A 16,097-nucleotide genomic window follows, 5' to 3' on the forward strand; every position below is an offset into this window, starting at 1 on the left:
GGATCAACCCTGTCTGCCATCCACCATCACGGCATTACTCCCACCCCTGCAGGGGCGGGTGGCGGATTGGGGATTACCACTGGGGCAGCAACGCGACGATCAGCGGGATGACCCCCAAGGCGATGAACGCCGGTAAAGCGCACAAGCCCAGCGGCAGCACGAGTTTGGTCCCAAACTGGGCACCGACCCGCTGTGCGGTGGCGATCCGCTCGCGCCGTTGCAAGGCCGCCGAGTTGTGCAGCAGCTGGGAGGCGGACGCTCCGGAACTGCGGGTGAAATATAGCGCCCGGCGCAGCGGCGCCAGCCAGGAGGGTGTGCCGTTCCAAGCGTCGTTCCAGTCCATGTTCATCTCCAGGCAACGACACACGGCACGCAACGGCGCACAATCCGGAATGTTGGTGCCCAGGATCTGCAGCACGCGGTTCAACGGCAGCCCCGATTCCAAGAGGCTGGCCGCCAGGTCCAGCACCAGTTCCACCGGCGGATCCTGGGCCGACGGTTTCGTTCTTCGTTTCCCTTCCCGCCCACTGCCGGGCCGCTGCTGGCGGGCTGGCGGACGGAAGGCCAGCATTACGCTGATGGCCAGGGACAGCAGGAACAACGCTCTCACCCCCGGACCGCCTCACGGGTGGAACGCGTTAACAGCAGCCGGCACCAGAGCCGGTTGGCCGCCCAGAGCCCAAGACCCAGCAGGACCGCCACCCGGGCCAGCGCGGATTCTGCCAGCACGGTGAAAATGTCAATGCCAAAGAGCGCCCCGCTCAGCAAACCGAGCAGGGGCAGCCAGGTCAGCAGGCGGGTGGTGGCCCGGGGACCGGCCAGCGCGACATCCAGGGTTCGCCGTGCATCCTGCGCCGCTTCCAGGTCCTCGGCCAAACGCTCCAGCACTTCTGCCAGCGGGGCGCCGCTTTGCTCACAGATCTCAAAACACCAGTGCAGCTGGCGCAACAGGTGCCCGGCCTCCCCGTCCAGGCCGGCAACCGCGCCTGGGGGCTGTGTCCAGCGGGTCTGGCGTTGGACATACAGTGCCGATAGTGCCCGCGCTGCCGGGTTTGTCTCCCCTGCTTCGATCCGCAGCAGCAACTGCATGGCGGCGTCCAACTGTTTACCGCTGCGCAGCAGCCCTGCCAGTTCGCGCACCACCCGTACGCTGGACTCCGCATGCGCGTCCACCGCTGCACCCCGACCCGGGCCGATTCGTTGACCCGGCCAGAAGCGCCGGTGGAGTGTATCCCCGGAATGAAAGCTCGTTGCGTTGCGCAGCAGCGGCCGCCTTCCCAGGTTTGCATTGGGGCCGCCGCGCTGCTGCCGCCGGCGCGTAGGGGAACGCCACAGGGCGGCGGCCGCCACCAGCAGCAGTCCGAAAACCGAGAGCAGGGTCATGTTGCGCTCCCCGGTCGGCGGTACAGCGCCTGGAGGATCGTCTCCACGGTGGCAGAATCGAACCGCTCCTTTAGCCATGATTCCGTGCCAGGCAGCAGCGGGTCGTGCAAGGAGGCGTCAATCAGCGGTTGGGTGCGCATCTGCTGGGTCTCCCCCAGGAACAGGCGACTCAGCTTCACCGGAGCCCGACTCCCGTCAGGACCGCGTGCCATGTGGATGAGCAGGTCCAGTGCGCTGCTGGCCTGCAGCGCGGTGGCCTGCGGATCCCAGCCGGCCAGGGCCCCGAGCGCCGCCAACCGTGCCGGAACCGCCCCGGGTTCATTGGCGTGGATCGTCCCGGCTGCCCCCTGGTGCCCGGTATTCATGGCCGCCAGGAAGTCCCGCACCTCCGCACCGCGGCATTCTCCGACGATAAGCCGGTCCGGGCGCATCCGCAGGGCCTGGATCACCAGGTCGCTTAATCGCACCTCGCCACGGTGCTCCGCGTTTGGAAGGCGCGCCTGCAGCGACACCACATGCTCGTGCTCGACCTGCAATTCGTGGGTGTCCTCCACGATCACCAGCCGCTGGCCCGAATCCACCAGCCCAAGCATGGCCTGCAGCAGGGTCGTCTTTCCCGAGCCGGTGCCCCCGGAGACCAGGAAGTTCTGCTCGGTGCTCACCACCGCCTGAAGCAGCGGCTGCCACCACCGGTGGGCGGCCCCCAGCAATTGGTCCAGCCCACGCCCGGCGGCCTGCTTGACACGGATGGAGATCACCGGGCCCTGCACGGCAACAGGCGGCAGCACCGCGTGGATCCGGTACCCACGCACCGAGACATCCACGAAGGGCATCGCCTCGTCCAAACGTTTGCCGGCCAGGGACGCGAAGTGCACGGCCAGCCGGCGCACCTGCTCGGCGGAGCTGAAGCTGAACCCGGTGAGACGCAGTCCCTGCGCTGAATCGGTCCACACCTGGCCCCGCCCATCCACCAGCACGTCGCTGACACCGGGCAGGGTGGCAAACTGTTCCAGTACCGACAAACCCTGCACCTCATCACGCAGGTTCTGTAGGGTTTGTGCCGAACCGGTCGAACCCCAGGCCGTACCGGCTTCGGTGACCGCTTCGGCCAGCGCGATCGGGTCCAGGTTCCCTCCGCTTTGGATCGCCTTGCGCCGCACCGACTCCAGGATCCTTTGGTCCACCAGCCCCTGCCGGTAGCTGCCGCCCGGCCGCTGGGCGTGCCGCCCGCCGTTCACGATCCACTCTCCTTGAGCGGCAGCAGTGCGCAGTCGGCAATCGCCTGCCGCAGCCTACGTGAGCGCAGTGCCTGCAGCAGTTCACCGCGTTCCGCACAGCGCTGCACACCGCCGTGCTGGGGAAAGAACCCCAGCAGCCCCTCGGGCTGCCCCAGTGGACTCCTGCCGGTGCCGGCACACAGCACGTACCCGTATCCGGTTGCACGCTGGCGGCTTTGCCCCGAACCGGTTAGCACCATGCGGTCCTGAAACTGCCCCAACACCGGGGCCAACGGGTGGATGAATCGACCAGTGTCAATGACCACCAGGTCAAAGGCCTGTCGGGCGGCCGCCAAGACCCGTGCCGCCAGCGGCTCGTCAATCACGAACGTTCCGGGATCCTGCCGCCAGGACAGCACGGCAGTGCCCTCACAGCGCGGCAGCATTTCCCTAAATTGGTGCGGGGCCAGGTGTCCGCGGGATTCGCGCAGCTGCTCCCAGCCAATCCCGCTGACCGGTTGCCAGCTGAGCTTTGGCCACAGCGACCCGGAGTGGGGATCCAGGTCCAGCACCACCGATTCCAGTCCGCTCAGCGTGCCGGCATGGGCGCTGAGGCACGCCAGCGAACTGGTGCCGATCCCTCCGGCGAGCGCGGCGAAGGCCAGGGTGTGCCCGTGCCCGGCCCGCAGCGCCCACTGGCCCAGATACTCCCCCAGCCATCCGGCCGCCTGCGGCAGCACCGCCACCCGGGTTTGCGGCCACGCGCTGGCCGCCAACCACAGCTGCTGCGCGTGTTCATCCCTTCCCACCAGCACCTGGCCGGTCCCCGGCGCGTGCTGCCCAAGCCAACCGCACTGGTCCGCTCCCCACAGCACCGGTCCGTCCACCTTCATCTCCGGCAGCTGCTGCGGGTCTGGACAGTGGCGCAGACGCACGGCGCAGCTCAGGGCAATCATCGCCATCGCATCTATCAGTTCGCGGTCGTTGGTCACCAGCCAACAGCTTGGCTCCCCGGCAACGCTGGCCGCCGGCACCACCGCTGAGCGGCTGGGTGCGGCAGCGTCCCGGACCTGCACCTGCCCGGGGCCGGGGTCCGGAAGCATTTGGGGCGCCGCGATTGGCACAGCGCGGTCGGTGGCCAGCGGCGGGGGCGGGACCGCCACAAAACGCTGATCCACACCAGCCGGTTCACACCGTCGGAGGTTCTCTAGCCATCTCATGCCCCTACCGTGACCGGCCACCCCTGGCCTGGAGGGTCGTAGGCGGCCGAATGGGGAAATCTCGGGCACCAAGGCACAATTAAGCCATGCCCACACTCGCCTTCCTCGCCACCGGCACCGATGAGGCCTTCGCCGTCATTTTGCTGCGCGAGGAAGCCGATGGAAAGCAACTGGCTCCACCGATCACGGTGTCCCGGCAGGACTTTGCCGCCACCGTCCAGCGCCTGGAAGACCGGTACAGCCCACGCTGGGTCATCTCCCGCACCGCGAACTGGATGTCTGCGCTGCTGGAGGCCGACGTGCACCTGGCCAAGGCCCATGTCCTGGACCTGGCCCAGCGGATCCTGCACCGCAGCCCCTTCGTCTCCCAGCGCCTACCCGATGTGGAGCTGGACGAACGTGCCGCCCGTCCCGCCCAGCCGGGTCAGGACACGCTGTTCGCCGAACCCTCCCAGGGTGAGGACCTGCCCGGACTGGAGACCCGCTACCTGCAGCAGCGCCAGGCCCTGCCCATCGACGCGCAACAGCGTCACCGCCTGCAACTGCTGCTGCGTGCCGAGAGCATCGGCGCGGTCATTGCCGCGGAGATGGAGCACGCGGGGTTGGCCTGGGATGCGAACGCGCACCGGGCCCTGCTGCGAGAACAGCTGGGCGCCCGGGTCCCGGAGGGGATGCGAGAACCGAAACTGGCGGAACTGGCCACCGAACTCGGCCAGGCGCTGCACAGCCCGGGACTGAATCCGGATTCGCCCCAGGAGCTGCTGCGCGCCCTGCAGCGGGCCGGGTACCCGGTGGGTTCGGTGCGCGCCTGGGAACTGGAGCAGCACCGTGATCCGGTGATCAACCTGGTGCTGCACTACAAGCACCTCTCCCGGCTGGCCAGCACCCACGGGGATGCCTGGCTGGATCAATGGGTGCGCGACGCGCGCTTCCACCCGCATTACGTGTTGGGCACTGTCGCCTCCGGGCGCTGGGCCGCCACCGGCGGCGGGGCCCTGCAGCTGCCGCACGATATCCGCCAGGTGATCACCGCCCCTGCCGGACGGGTGTTCGTGGTGGCCGACGGACGCCAGCTGGAACCGCGGATCCTCGCAGCCATTTCCGGGGACACTGCACTGCAGCAAGCCGGGCAGGACGCTGACCTGTACCAGGCGTTCGTGGACACCGGGGTCGCCGCCAGCCGGGCGGATGCGAAGCTGGGCATGCTTTCGGCAATCTACGGGGGAAGCTCGGCAATGGCGGCCGGGGTGGTCTCCGCACTGGAGCGCAACTTCCCGCGCGCCATGGAGTATGTCAGCCAGGCCGCCCGGGCCGGGGAACAAGGCCAAGGGGTGCACAGCTGGCTGGGCCGTGGCTGCCCACCGGCCTCCGAGGAATGGGTGAACGCCCAGCGCCACACCGCCGACGCGGCCGCCCAGGCCGCCGCGGATGCCGCTGCCCGCTCCCGGGGCCGGTTCACCCGCAACTTCGTGGTGCAGTCCACCGCCGCCGAATGGGCGCTGGTATGGATGGCGCACACCCGGCATTTGATCTACTCCGCCGGGCTGCACACCCGCTGCCGGCAGGTCTTCTTCGTCCACGATGAGCTGGTCTTCGAGACCGAAGAGGCGCTCGCCGAAGGCTTGAGCCACGCGATCCGCCAGGGCGCCCGGCAGGCCGGGCAAACCCTCTTCGGGCAGCATTCCCCGGACTTCCCGGTCAGTGTGGCAACCGTCAAAAGCTACGCGGACGCCAAATAAGCGGTCCTTGGGGATGCTTAGGCCATCTTGATTTCGCGCGCGGTATCCCAGTGCCGGGTCCAACCCAGTTCATTGAACAGGCGGTCCAGCACGATCGCGGTGAACCCCCAGATGATGCGCCCCTCATAGTCGAACGCGGGGGCGCTGAAGCGCTGCCGGCCACGGCTGACCACGGCGCTGAGCCGGTTGTGCGGGTTGAGCAGTTCGGCCACCGGGGCGCGGAACACGTCCTGGGACTCCCCCGGGTCCACCGGGTAGACCTCGCTCTCCTGCTGCCACCAGCCGATGACGGGGGTGACCAAAAAATTGGTGATCGGCAGTTCGGCGTCCGACAGCTGGCCGAGCACCTGGATCCCGTCGGTGCGCACCCCGGTCTCCTCCTCGGCCTCACGCAGCGCGGCGGCTGCCGGCGAATCGTCTTCCGGGTCGATGCCGCCGCCGGGGAAGGCGATCTGCCCGGCATGGTTGCGCAATGTCGCGGCGCGGGTGACAAACAGCAGGTCCAGTTCATCGGCCGGGCTGTCATCGCGCAGCGGACCGGAATCGTGGTGCCCGAAGAGCATCAGCACCGCCGCGCGGCGGGCGGTCGGAGCGTCCACCTGCTGCATCACCCAGTCCCGGGGCATCGACTGCGGGGCCCCGGCCCGGGTGCGGTGCGTCTTGATGATGGCTTCCAGTTCAGTGCGTGCGCTCATGCTCCCAATCCATATCCCTGACTGCGCAGTTCGCGGCGGGTGGCTCCTGCCCGCATCTTCTCCAGCAGGTCCTCGCGTCCCGGCGCCAGCTCATACTTAAGTAACTTGCGCGCCTTGGCAGGTATTTCCTCCCCGATTCCGTAGGAGGGACACAGCTTGGCCAGCGGGCAGGCCCCGCAGGCGGGGGTGCGGGCGTGGCAGACGCGTCGGCCGTGGAACACCACGTGGTGGCTGAGCATGGTCCAGTCACGCTTTTCAAACAGCGCCCCCACCGCGTGCTCCAGTTTTACCGGGTCGGTTTCGCTGCTCCACCCAAAACGGTTGGCCAGCCTGATGAAGTGGGTGTCCACGGTGATCCCCGGGATCCCGAACGCGTTGCCCAACACCACGTTGGCGGTCTTGCGGCCCACCCCGGGCAGCTTGACCAGCTCCGCCAGTTTGCCCGGCACCTGCCCGTCATGCTGGTCCACCAAGGCGGCGGAAAGCCCCAGCAGGGATTCGGCCTTGGCCCTGAAAAACCCGGTGGGGCGGATCAGCTCCTCCAGTTCGGGCCGCTCGGCCTGGCTCATGGCCTCGGCATCCGGGTAGCGGGCGAACAGTGCCGGGGTGATGGAGTTGACCCGCACGTCGGTGGTCTGCGCGGAGAGCACCGTGGCCACCAGCAGCTCGAAGGGGTTCTCGAAATCAAGTTCCGCGACCGCGTACGGGTAGGTTTCGGCCAGGATCCGGTTCATCTTCCGCGCCCGGCGCTTCAGGGCCAGCGGGGACTCGGTGATACTTTTCATCGACACCCCCTGATCGTGTCACGGCCGGGCTGTTTTTCTGAAGATTACGCACGCTTCGGCGCAGGGCTGCGACCGTTCGGCGCACTTTTCGGGCCTCTGGCGTCCCAAATGGTGGCGCAGTTCACTTTAGCGGCCGCGAAAGGGGTAACTTGGATCACAGGAAACTTTTGTGAATGCCAAGCCGGAAGGGAAGCACACTGATGAGCGAAGCCAAGACCCTGGACAACCTCTCGAACGAGACCCGGTCCTTTGCCCCGAGTGTTGAGTTCGCCGCCAACGCCGTGGCCAACGCCGAACAGTACAAGAGCGCGGACGCGGACCGCCTGGGCTACTGGGCGGACCAGGCGCGCAAGGTGCTGACCTGGGACACCGACTTCACCGAAACCCTGGACTGGTCCGAGGCGCCGGTGGCCAAGTGGTTCGTGGGCGGGAAGCTGAACGCCGCCTACAACGCGCTGGACCGGCACGTGGAGAACGGCCTGGGCGACCGGGTTGCCATCTACTTCGAGGGCGAGCCGGGTGACACCCGCGCCTACACCTATGCGCAGCTGACCGAGGAAGTGAAGAAGGCCGCCAACGCATTTGAATCCCTGGGCGTGGCCAAGGGCGACCGGGTGGCGGTCTACCTGCCGATGATCCCCGAAGCCGTGATCACCATGCTGGCCTGCGCCCGCATCGGCGCGATCCATTCGGTGGTCTTCGGCGGCTTCTCCGCCGACGCGCTGCGCAGCCGCATCGATGATGCTGAGGCCAAGCTGGTGGTCACCGCCGACGGCACCTGGCGCCGCGGCAAGCCCAGCCCGCTGAAGCCGGCCGTGGACGAGGCCCTGGCCGCGCCGGGACACACCGTGCAGAACGTGCTGGTGGTCAAGCGCAACGGCGAAGACGTGGCCTTCGGCGAACTGGACAAGTGGTGGGATGACGTCGTGGGCGCCGCCAGCGCCGAGCACACCGCCCAGGCGCACGACGCCGAGCACCCGCTGTTCGTGCTGTACACCTCCGGCACCACCGGCAAGCCCAAGGGCATTGTGCACACCACCGGCGGCTATCTGGTCCAGGGAGCGGTCACCCACCGTGACACCTTTGACCTGCACCCCGAATCGGACGTGTTCTGGTGCACCGCCGACATCGGCTGGGTGACCGGGCACAGCTACGTCACCTACGCCCCACTGGTCAACGGTGCCACCCAGGTGATGTATGAGGGCACCCCGGACACCCCGCACCAGGGCCGCTGGTGGGAACTGGTGGAAAAGTACGGGGTCACGATCCTGTACACCGCCCCCACCGCGATCCGCACCTTCATGAAGTGGGGCCGGGAAATCCCGGACGGCTACGACCTGTCCTCGCTGCGCGTGCTCGGTTCGGTGGGCGAACCGATCAACCCCGAGGCCTGGATGTGGTACCGGGACGTGATCGGATCAAACAACGGCAAGAACGGGGAGAAGAAGGAACACCCCACCCCGATCGTGGACACCTGGTGGCAGACCGAGACCGGCGCGCACATGATCGCCCCGCTGCCCGGGGTGACCTCCACCAAGCCGGGTTCCGCCCAGGTGGCGGTGCCGGGCATCAGCGTGGACGTGGTCGATGAGGAAGGCAAGTCCGTCGGCAACGGGCAGGGCGGCTTCCTGGTCATTCGTGATCCGTGGCCGGCCATGCTGCGCGGCATCTGGGGCGACATGCAGCGCTACAAGGACACCTACTGGTCGCGCTTCCAGGACATGTACTTCGCCGGGGATGGGGCCAAGAAGGACGATGACGGGGACATTTGGCTGCTGGGCCGCGTGGATGACGTGATGAACGTGTCCGGCCACCGCCTGTCCACCACCGAAATCGAGTCCTCGCTGGTCGCCCACCCGCTGGTGGCCGAGGCTGCGGTGGTTGGCGCGAAGGATGACACCACCGGGGAGGCCGTGGTCGCGTTCGTGATCCTGCAGCGCGAACCGGAGGAAGGCCAGGACGTGGTGGCCACGCTGCGTGACCACGTGGGCAAGGACATCGGCCCGATCGCCAAGCCGCGCCACGTGCTGGTGGTCCCGGAACTGCCCAAGACCCGTTCGGGCAAGATCATGCGCCGCCTGCTCAAGGATGTGGCCGAGGGCCGTGAGGTCGGAGACGCCACCACGCTCTCCGATGCGACGGTGATGACCCAGATCGCGCAGTCAATGCGCAAGTAGCAGCCGAGTCCGGCGCCGCCTGGCGCCGGTGACCTGCCCGGCCCGGAAAGCCAGGAGGAGACATCCTTCCGGTTTTCCGGGCCGGGCGCTTTTTAACGCCGGGTGACCGCTCTTTGACGCCGCCGCAGGCTGGGCGGGACGCCGGTGCAGTAAATTTGGCTCCATGAGCGCAACCGAGAAGAACACCATCCTGCTGGTCAACGGCCCGAACCTGAACCTGTTAGGCACCCGGGAGCCAGCCATCTACGGCCATGACACGCTGGCCGACGTCCAGGCCCTGGCCCGCGACACGGCCGCGGCCCACCAGCTGGAGGTCAAGGCCGTGCAGTCCAACCACGAGGGCGTGCTGATCGATGCGATCCACGAGGCCCGGACGCAGGCAGCCGGGATCGTAATCAACCCGGCGGCGTTCACCCACACCTCGGTGGCCATCGCGGATGCGCTGGCGGGGGTGGATTTGCCGGTGATCGAGGTGCACATCTCCAACGTGCACCAGCGTGAAGCGTTCCGCCACCACTCCTATGTTTCCCCGGTGGCCAGCTCCATCATCATTGGTGCCGGGATCAATGGCTACCGGTTGGCCGTTGAGCAGCTCGCGCACCTGCTCGGCCGCTGACCCCGCGACGCTCCCCCGGGGCCTGCACCGTATGGGGCACCGCGTGCGGCGGTGTTAGTCCTGCAGGCAGCCGCCGGTCTTAATCGACTTGGTGCGGCCGGCCGCTTTGGCCATGGCCTCTTCCAGCTCGTCCAGGCTCTGGGCGAAACCGACCTCCTCGTCGCTGCGCGACTTGGCGAACACCATGCCCACGGCCTGCCCGTCCTCGTTGACCAGCGGCCCGCCCGAGTTGCCCTGGGACACTTCGGCGGTGAGCTGGTAGACGGACAGCGGCCCGGTCCTCTGCTCGTAGATGTCGGCAATGGTCACGGTCGCCTCGGAGGCGACCACCGCGCCACGGATCTGCAGCGGACCGCCGGCCGGGTGGCCAATGAAGGCCGCCTCGTCCCCGCGCACCAGATCCTGGCCGGCCATCGGCAGCGTCTCGGCCTGCAGTCCGGGAACGTTGAGCACCGCGATGTCCGCGGCCGGGTCAAAGTACACCACCTTGGCGCGCAGCAGCTCCTGGTCCGGCACCTCGACGGTCGCGGCGCTGACCCCGGCCACCACGTGGGCGTTGGTCATCACCATTTCCGGGGCCACCACGAAGCCGGAACCGGTCAGGTTCACGCCGCACTGGGCGGCGGTGCCGGAGATCTTCGCCACCGAATCCTCGACATCCAGCTGTGCCTGGCTGGGGGCCCAACCGGTCTCCTCCACCGGCTCCACGACCGGGGCGAAGGGCTCCATGATGGCCGGAAGGGTTTGGGCCATGACCGCTGAACGCGCCGAGGAGATGGCCGAGGTGACGAACTGCGGGGTGGCGTTGCGGATCGTGGCGATCATCGAGGACTGGGCGATCTCGGTGGACAGGCGCGGGATGCCCATTGAGGAGGTGGAAAAGGCCAGCGCGCCGATGACGGTCGCGGTGATCAGCACCGACAATGCGCCGCCCATGAGGCGGTCAAAGACCCGCACCACATCAAAGTTCAGCCGCCGCCGGATGCCAGTGGCAATCACCCGGCCCAGTGCCTGGCCCAGCAGGATCAGCACCGCGGCCGCGCCAACCATCAGGCCAACCCGGCCCCACGGGTTGGACACCCAGGTGGAAACCAGCGGGATGGCGAAGAACGCGGCAATACCGCCGGCCACCAGCCCCAGCATGTCCCCGACGGTGAGCATGAAGCCGCGCCGAACCCCGGCAATGAAAAAAGAAAGGAGAACGATGCAGATGGCAATGTCCAGCCAGTTGAAAGCTGCGAGCAACGAGACTCCACTTCGTTCTAATGATCCTTCGGCCTTTCCAAGGTACCCTTTTTACCTGATGGATTTCTGCGAGTTCTTTTGCTCCCTCAGCCGTATTCGGCGTGATTAATAGCATTTTCTTGGCAAAACCACGTGTGGAAACTGTCACATTGTTACCGGATGCGGCACAATGAAATTAGCGCTCACTACTGTTGACAGGAGATTTAATGGATATCGAGGTTTTGCGCCGCGCGCCGCTATTCGCATCTTTGGGTGATGACGTCTTCACCACCCTGACCGAAGAGCTGACCGAAGTTGATCTCTCTCGCGGTGCATCAGTGTTCCGTGAGGGCGACCAGGGCGACCAGCTGTACTTCATCGTTTCCGGCAAGATCAAGCTGGGGCGCACCTCGGCCGACGGCCGCGAGAACCTGATTGCAGTGCTCGGCCCGGGTGAACTCTTCGGCGAAATGGCCCTATTCGACCCCCACCCGCGCAACGCCACCGCCACCGCAGTCTCCGAGACCCGCCTGGCTGGTCTGCGCCACGAGAACCTGCGCAAGGCGATCCTGAACTCCCCCGAGGTTTCCATCCAGCTGCTCCAGGCCCTGGCTGCCCGCCTGCGCCGCACCAACGAGTCGCTGGCGGACCTGGTCTTCTCGGACGTTCCGGGTCGCGTTGCCAAGGCCCTGCTGGACCTGGCTGACCGTTTCGGCCGCCCGGCCACCGACGGCATCCTGGTCGCCCACGAGTTGACCCAGGAAGAGCTGGCCCAGCTGGTTGGCGCTTCGCGTGAGACCGTGAACAAGGCCCTGGCCGAGTTCGTGCAGCGTGGCTGGCTGCGCCTGGAAGCACGCGCCGTCGTGATTCTGGACATCCAGCGCCTGCGCCAGCGTTCGCGCTAAAACTGCGAAGCCCCGGACGGCCGGCCTCCACCGTGTGTGAAGACCGGCAGTCCGGGGCTTTTTGCTGTCCGAAATTAGACGGGGCAGGATCCAGCGCCTAGCGCCAGTCGTCCAGGTCCCCGTCATCGCTGGTGACCACTTCCAGCAGGTAGCGTTCCTCACGCTCCAGCAGGTTCGGGTGCTGGGCCTGCAGGGAACGCAGCCTTGCCAGATAGGCGATCGCCCCGTTCGATTCGGCCAGTTGCTCCATGATCATTTCCACGGCCGGGTAGGTGATCTGGCTGAACGGCAGCTCGCGGGTGTCGGGCTGGTCCACCAGGTCCCCCAACCAGCTGCCGTGGCGCTGGGCGATGACCTCCCGCGCATTGCACCATTGGGCCCACCGGCCCTTGGCCCGCAGCAGGCTGGCGCTCTGGCCCTGGGGCACGGCGGCACTGAAGTACCAGGTGTCAAAGCGGCGCAGCGCAAAGTTCGGGCTGACCCAGTGCGCGACCGGACGCAGCAGGTCGGTGCGCACCCCCAGGCCGCGACGGGCCAGGAAGCTGCTGAACTGCAGGTCCTGTCCGGCAATGGCCTCGCGCGCCGCCATCCATTCCTCGGATTCGCCGGCCTCGGCCACCGTTTGTTCATCGGCGCCGGCCAGCAGGATCCCGGTTTCCTCAAAAAGTTCACGAATCGCGCACACCACGTGCGCGCGGACCAGCCGCTGGTCCAGGACCCCCATCTTCGCCGACCACGCGCCCAGCGAGGGGCCAAACCACTGCAGCTCGCTGAAGTCATCGGCTTCAACACTGCCACCGGGGAACGCGACGGTTCCCAGGGGCGACTCCCCCGCACGGTAGCTGAGGTAGGTTTGCAACCCGTCGTTGTCGTCGCGGACCAGGCACACCGAGGAGGCGCGCCTGGCCTTGCGCGGGGTGCGGGAGCCGAAGGTCACCCAGTTCTCGGCCGCCGAGACCTGGGATGGCGGCAACGGGAAAACGCGTCGTTGCACGCCGGTGCGCGGGACGGGAGGAATCTTTCCCCCGACCCGCGCACCACGTTCCGGAATCCGGCTACTCAAATTCGGCGATAACCTCGACCTCGACCGGGGCATCCAGCGGCAAGGCGGCGACGCCGACCGCCGAGCGGGCGTGCAGCCCGGCATCCCCGAAGACCTCACCGAAGAATTCCGAGGCCCCGTTGATGACGCCCGGCTGAGCGGTGAATGCCGGGTCCGAGGACACGAAACCCACGACCTTCACGATGCGCTTGATGCGATCCAGGTCACCAATTTCCGCTTTGATGGCCGCCAATGCGTTCAGCGCGCAGACCTGTGCCTGCTGGGCAGCGACCTCGGTGGAAACCTCGGCGCCGACCTTTCCAGCAACTGTGAGTTCTCCCTTAATTAGCGGAAGCTGCCCTGAGGTGTAGACGTAGTTGCCGGAGGTCACAGCCGGCAGGTAAGCGGCCACCGGCTTGGCGACGGCGGGAAGCTCATGGCCCAGCTCGGCCAGCCGTGCTTCGACACGCGAAGAATTCGCTTCTTGCATGGGGTTTTGCTCCTTTATCGTTTAGGCTTTCGGACGCTTCATGTAGGCGACCGGAGAGGTTCCGTTGGGGCCTGGCACAACGGCGACCAGCTCCCAGCCGTCATCCCCCCACTGGTCCAAGATCTGCTTGGTCGCGTGGATTACTAGTGGCAATGTTGCGTACTCCCATTTAGTCATACTCGCTACGTTAGCGCGTCCTTGTAAACTAGTACGCATGGCAGCTAAGAAGTCCCCCTTTTTTGACACAGCTACCACTCTTGGCAAGATCGTTGCATTCCTTGGAATCAGTGCCTTGTGTGGTGTGCTCGCGGCCGGCATGTTAGTGCCCGCTGCGGCAATCGCGAAAACCGGTATGACCACCGGATCCAACATCGTTAACTCGCTTCCGGCGTCGTTTGAAAAGCTGCCGATTCCGCAGCCCTCCCAGATGTTGGACCGCAATGGGAAGGTCATTGCCACCTTCTACGAGCAGAACCGTGACCCGGTGAAGCTTGAGGACATCTCCCCGTACATGCGCAAGGCCATCGTCTCGGTTGAGGATGAGCGCTTCTACGAGCACAACGGTGTTGACCCCAAGGGCATGCTGCGCGCTGCTGTCTCGAACCTGACTTCTTCTTCGCGCCAGGGTGCCTCGACCCTGACCCAGCAGTACGTGAACAACCTGCTGGTGAACAACCAGTACCTGACCGGTGACAAGGACACCACCGTGTCGGGTCAGAAGGACTACGCGGACAAGATCCGCGAAGTCCGTTACTCGGTGGCAATCGAGAACGAGATGTCCAAGGACGAAATCCTCGAAGGCTACCTGAACCTGGTGCTCTTCTCCGGGCGTGAATACGGTGTGCAGGCTGCCGCACAGCGTTTCTTCTCGGTGGATGCCAAGGACCTGAACCTGCAGCAGTCCGCGATGCTCGCGGGCATGGTGCAGCTGCCTAACGTGTACAACCCGATTGACAATCCGGAACGGGCCAAGGACCGCCGCGACAAGGTCCTGGGCAACATGTACCGCACCGGGGCGATCACCAAGAAGGAATACGACAAGGCCGTGGCCTCCAAGCTGGAGACCAACCCGAGTTCTTCCAAATCAGGTTGCATGGCCGCCGGCGACAACGCCTATTTCTGCGACTACGCAACCCAGGTGCTCTCCAAGGACGAGGCGTTCGGTAAGACCAAGGAAGACCGCGTCAACCTGCTCTACCGTGGCGGGTTGACCATCAAGACCACCCTGGATGCGAGCCTGAACAAGAAGGCCGCCAAGGATGCCCGTAAGGCTATCGACCCGAAGGCAAAGTCCAACAAGGACATCTACTCCTCACTCGTGTCGATTGAGCCCGGTACCGGCGGCATCCTCACGATGGCTCAGAACACTACCTACACCCCTGAAAAGGGCCTTGGTCAAACTACGTTTAACTTCGCCGTTCCCCGTTCAATGGGCGGCGCCGGCGGCTTCCAGGGCGGTTCGACCATGAAGCCGTACACGACTCTGGCCTGGCTCCACGAGGGTCACCACATGTACGACAAAATCAATGCCAAGCGGCCCTACTACAGCCCAACCTCAAAGTGGCGGGCATCCTGCCTTCCCGGCGGAACGACCGTGACTGGCGGCAGTGAGCCTTGGTCACCTGCGAACGCCTCGAGGGGCTTTTACCGGACCATGACTGTTGATTACGGTTTGATGTGGTCCATTAACTCCGCGACCGTCGCAGAAGCCGCAAAGGTAGACCTATGCACGATTACGGACTACACGACCAAGCTAGGCGTACTGGACCAGGACGCAGGTGAAAACGGTGGCCCCGGGCCGATCAGCCCGAAAACTCCATCGTTCATCATCGGTTCGGCGAACATTACCCCCATGTCTCAGGCTGCAGCATTTGCTGCCTTCGCCAACAAGGGCGAATACTGCGAGCCCCGTGCGCTAACCTCCGTGGTGGACAGTGAAGGCAACAAGTACAACGTTCCGAAACAAGACTGCAAGCAGGTCGTCGACGAGCAGTACATCGCCGACTTGAACGGGACCCTGCAGAAAATCGCTACAAAGCGTGTCTCCAAGGGCCGAGTCTCCGGGCCGATTGCTGGCAAGACCGGTACCAACAACTACGCAAGCTCCACTTGGTTCGTGGGCTACAGCACCGGGATTTCCACTGCTGCTTGGGTTGGACGCCTGAACGGCAAGGCCGGTGAAAAGAAGAACTCGCTGCACGGGGCGCTCATCAACGATGTTCGTGCGCCACGGATGGTTGACTCCTCGACCTACGCCGCCCCGCTGTGGGTCGACTTCATGGAGGAAGCAGTCCACGAGTTCGACCAGGGCTCCTTCGGCTCGGCTCGTTCGGCTCCCAAGCCGAAGCCGCAGCCTAAGGAGGATTCGGATTCCAGCGATTCGAGCGACTCCAACGACTCGAGCGACTCGAGCGACTCGAGCGACTCGAACAAGTCGGATTCGGAAGATTCCAAGGATTCGAAGGACAAGAAGGAAAAGAGCGAGAACAAGTCCAAGGGCGAAAATAAGTCCAAGGACAAGGGCGAAGACAAGAAGGAAAAGAAGTCCAAGCCTGAACCGACAAAGTCGGGTTCGCCGAACGACTCCGACGAGGACTAAACTGA

15 protein-coding genes are annotated in these 16,097 nt (G+C 65.7%); 5 read left to right on the top strand and 10 right to left on the bottom strand.

Annotation, left to right across the window (positions count from 1 at the left end; all coding sequences use genetic code 11):
• Nucleotides 1-73 precede the first annotated feature (73 nt).
• Genes AC6I21_RS11635 through AC6I21_RS11650 form a run of 4 tightly spaced genes read right to left on the bottom strand, consistent with a single transcriptional unit; the run spans nucleotide 74 to nucleotide 3,778 of the window.
• Nucleotides 74-610: a type II secretion system F family protein gene (locus AC6I21_RS11635; RefSeq protein WP_497762417.1), complete on the bottom strand. Its 537-nt coding sequence runs from the start codon at nucleotides 608-610 to the stop codon at nucleotides 74-76.
• Nucleotides 607-1,383: a type II secretion system F family protein gene (locus AC6I21_RS11640; RefSeq protein WP_497762418.1), complete on the bottom strand. Its 777-nt coding sequence runs from the start codon at nucleotides 1,381-1,383 to the stop codon at nucleotides 607-609. The genes AC6I21_RS11635 and AC6I21_RS11640 overlap by 4 nt, the downstream gene beginning before the upstream one ends.
• Complete coding sequence (locus tag AC6I21_RS11645; RefSeq protein WP_396277073.1) at nucleotides 1,380-2,621, bottom strand: TadA family conjugal transfer-associated ATPase; 1,242 nt, start codon at nucleotides 2,619-2,621, stop codon at nucleotides 1,380-1,382. The genes AC6I21_RS11640 and AC6I21_RS11645 overlap by 4 nt, the downstream gene beginning before the upstream one ends.
• Entirely contained in the window at nucleotides 2,618-3,778 is a 1,161-nt protein-coding gene (locus AC6I21_RS11650) for a CpaE-like family protein (protein WP_497762419.1), read from the bottom strand. Before AC6I21_RS11650 ends, AC6I21_RS11645 begins: the two co-directional genes overlap by 4 nt.
• A 128-nt stretch (nucleotides 3,779-3,906) precedes the next feature.
• On the opposite strand from AC6I21_RS11650, the gene AC6I21_RS11655 reads away from it, so the two are divergent.
• Complete coding sequence (locus AC6I21_RS11655; RefSeq protein ID WP_497762420.1) at nucleotides 3,907-5,559, top strand: bifunctional 3'-5' exonuclease/DNA polymerase; 1,653 nt, start codon at nucleotides 3,907-3,909, stop codon at nucleotides 5,557-5,559.
• 17 nt (nucleotides 5,560-5,576) lie between these two features.
• Here AC6I21_RS11655 and AC6I21_RS11660 read toward each other — a convergent pair whose 3' ends face one another.
• Together AC6I21_RS11660 and nth are read right to left on the bottom strand one after the other, a co-directional pair.
• Entirely contained in the window at nucleotides 5,577-6,254 is a 678-nt protein-coding gene (locus AC6I21_RS11660) for an NUDIX hydrolase (RefSeq protein ID WP_138176850.1), read from the bottom strand.
• Nucleotides 6,251-7,039, bottom strand: coding sequence for an endonuclease III (gene nth / locus AC6I21_RS11665; RefSeq protein WP_343831958.1), 789 nt, complete (start codon nucleotides 7,037-7,039; stop codon nucleotides 6,251-6,253). The genes AC6I21_RS11660 and nth overlap by 4 nt, the downstream gene beginning before the upstream one ends.
• Nucleotides 7,040-7,239: 200 nt before the next feature.
• Here nth and acs point away from each other — a divergent pair, with 200 nt between their 5' ends.
• Together acs and aroQ are read left to right on the top strand one after the other, a co-directional pair.
• On the top strand, nucleotides 7,240-9,216 hold the full coding sequence (gene acs / locus AC6I21_RS11670; RefSeq protein WP_446754271.1) for an acetate--CoA ligase: 1,977 nt from the start codon (nucleotides 7,240-7,242) through the stop codon (nucleotides 9,214-9,216).
• A 163-nt stretch (nucleotides 9,217-9,379) separates the two neighbouring features.
• Nucleotides 9,380-9,832, top strand: a complete 453-nt coding sequence (gene aroQ, locus AC6I21_RS11675) for a type II 3-dehydroquinate dehydratase (protein WP_497762421.1) — start codon at nucleotides 9,380-9,382, stop codon at nucleotides 9,830-9,832.
• Between the two features lie 54 nt (nucleotides 9,833-9,886).
• Here the strand turns inward: aroQ and AC6I21_RS11680 are convergent, their stop codons facing one another.
• A complete protein-coding gene (locus AC6I21_RS11680; RefSeq protein WP_497762422.1) occupies nucleotides 9,887-11,077 on the bottom strand; it encodes a MarP family serine protease in 1,191 nt (396 codons plus the stop codon).
• Between the two features lie 206 nt (nucleotides 11,078-11,283).
• Here AC6I21_RS11680 and AC6I21_RS11685 point away from each other — a divergent pair, with 206 nt between their 5' ends.
• On the top strand, nucleotides 11,284-11,961 hold the full coding sequence (locus tag AC6I21_RS11685; RefSeq protein ID WP_054820866.1) for a Crp/Fnr family transcriptional regulator: 678 nt from the start codon (nucleotides 11,284-11,286) through the stop codon (nucleotides 11,959-11,961).
• Nucleotides 11,962-12,058: 97 nt separating this feature from the next.
• Here the strand turns inward: AC6I21_RS11685 and AC6I21_RS11690 are convergent, their stop codons facing one another.
• From AC6I21_RS11690 to sp36, 3 genes are all read right to left on the bottom strand, one after another.
• A complete protein-coding gene (locus AC6I21_RS11690) occupies nucleotides 12,059-12,934 on the bottom strand; it encodes an NUDIX hydrolase (protein WP_497762423.1) in 876 nt (291 codons plus the stop codon).
• Nucleotides 12,935-13,016: 82 nt separating this feature from the next.
• Nucleotides 13,017-13,493: a RidA family protein gene (locus tag AC6I21_RS11695; protein ID WP_343831962.1), complete on the bottom strand. Its 477-nt coding sequence runs from the start codon at nucleotides 13,491-13,493 to the stop codon at nucleotides 13,017-13,019.
• 21 nt (nucleotides 13,494-13,514) lie between these two features.
• On the bottom strand, nucleotides 13,515-13,670 hold the full coding sequence (sp36, locus tag AC6I21_RS11700) for a Sp36 family protein (protein WP_246049554.1): 156 nt from the start codon (nucleotides 13,668-13,670) through the stop codon (nucleotides 13,515-13,517).
• A gap of 175 nt (nucleotides 13,671-13,845) precedes the next feature.
• Here sp36 and AC6I21_RS11705 point away from each other — a divergent pair, with 175 nt between their 5' ends.
• The gene (locus tag AC6I21_RS11705) at nucleotides 13,846-16,092 is read left to right on the top strand and encodes a transglycosylase domain-containing protein (RefSeq protein WP_497762424.1); all 2,247 of its coding nucleotides are present in this window, start codon (nucleotides 13,846-13,848) and stop codon (nucleotides 16,090-16,092) included.
• The last annotated feature ends 5 nt before the right edge of the window (nucleotides 16,093-16,097 follow it).

The organism is Glutamicibacter sp. St.4D3 (assembly GCF_059728615.1).

Coding starts and splice junctions, on each gene's coding strand:
- AC6I21_RS11640 (WP_497762418.1), bottom strand. CDS start 1,383: ATGACCCTGCTCTCGGTTTTCGGACTGCTGCTGGTGGCGGCCGCCGCC.
- AC6I21_RS11655 (WP_497762420.1), top strand. CDS start 3,907: ATGCCCACACTCGCCTTCCTCGCCACCGGCACCGATGAGGCCTTCGCC.
- AC6I21_RS11660 (WP_138176850.1), bottom strand. CDS start 6,254: ATGAGCGCACGCACTGAACTGGAAGCCATCATCAAGACGCACCGCACC.
- nth (WP_343831958.1), bottom strand. CDS start 7,039: ATGAAAAGTATCACCGAGTCCCCGCTGGCCCTGAAGCGCCGGGCGCGG.
- acs (WP_446754271.1), top strand. CDS start 7,240: ATGAGCGAAGCCAAGACCCTGGACAACCTCTCGAACGAGACCCGGTCC.
- aroQ (WP_497762421.1), top strand. CDS start 9,380: ATGAGCGCAACCGAGAAGAACACCATCCTGCTGGTCAACGGCCCGAAC.
- AC6I21_RS11685 (WP_054820866.1), top strand. CDS start 11,284: ATGGATATCGAGGTTTTGCGCCGCGCGCCGCTATTCGCATCTTTGGGT.
- AC6I21_RS11695 (WP_343831962.1), bottom strand. CDS start 13,493: ATGCAAGAAGCGAATTCTTCGCGTGTCGAAGCACGGCTGGCCGAGCTG.
- sp36 (WP_246049554.1), bottom strand. CDS start 13,670: ATGACTAAATGGGAGTACGCAACATTGCCACTAGTAATCCACGCGACC.
- AC6I21_RS11705 (WP_497762424.1), top strand. CDS start 13,846: ATGACCACCGGATCCAACATCGTTAACTCGCTTCCGGCGTCGTTTGAA.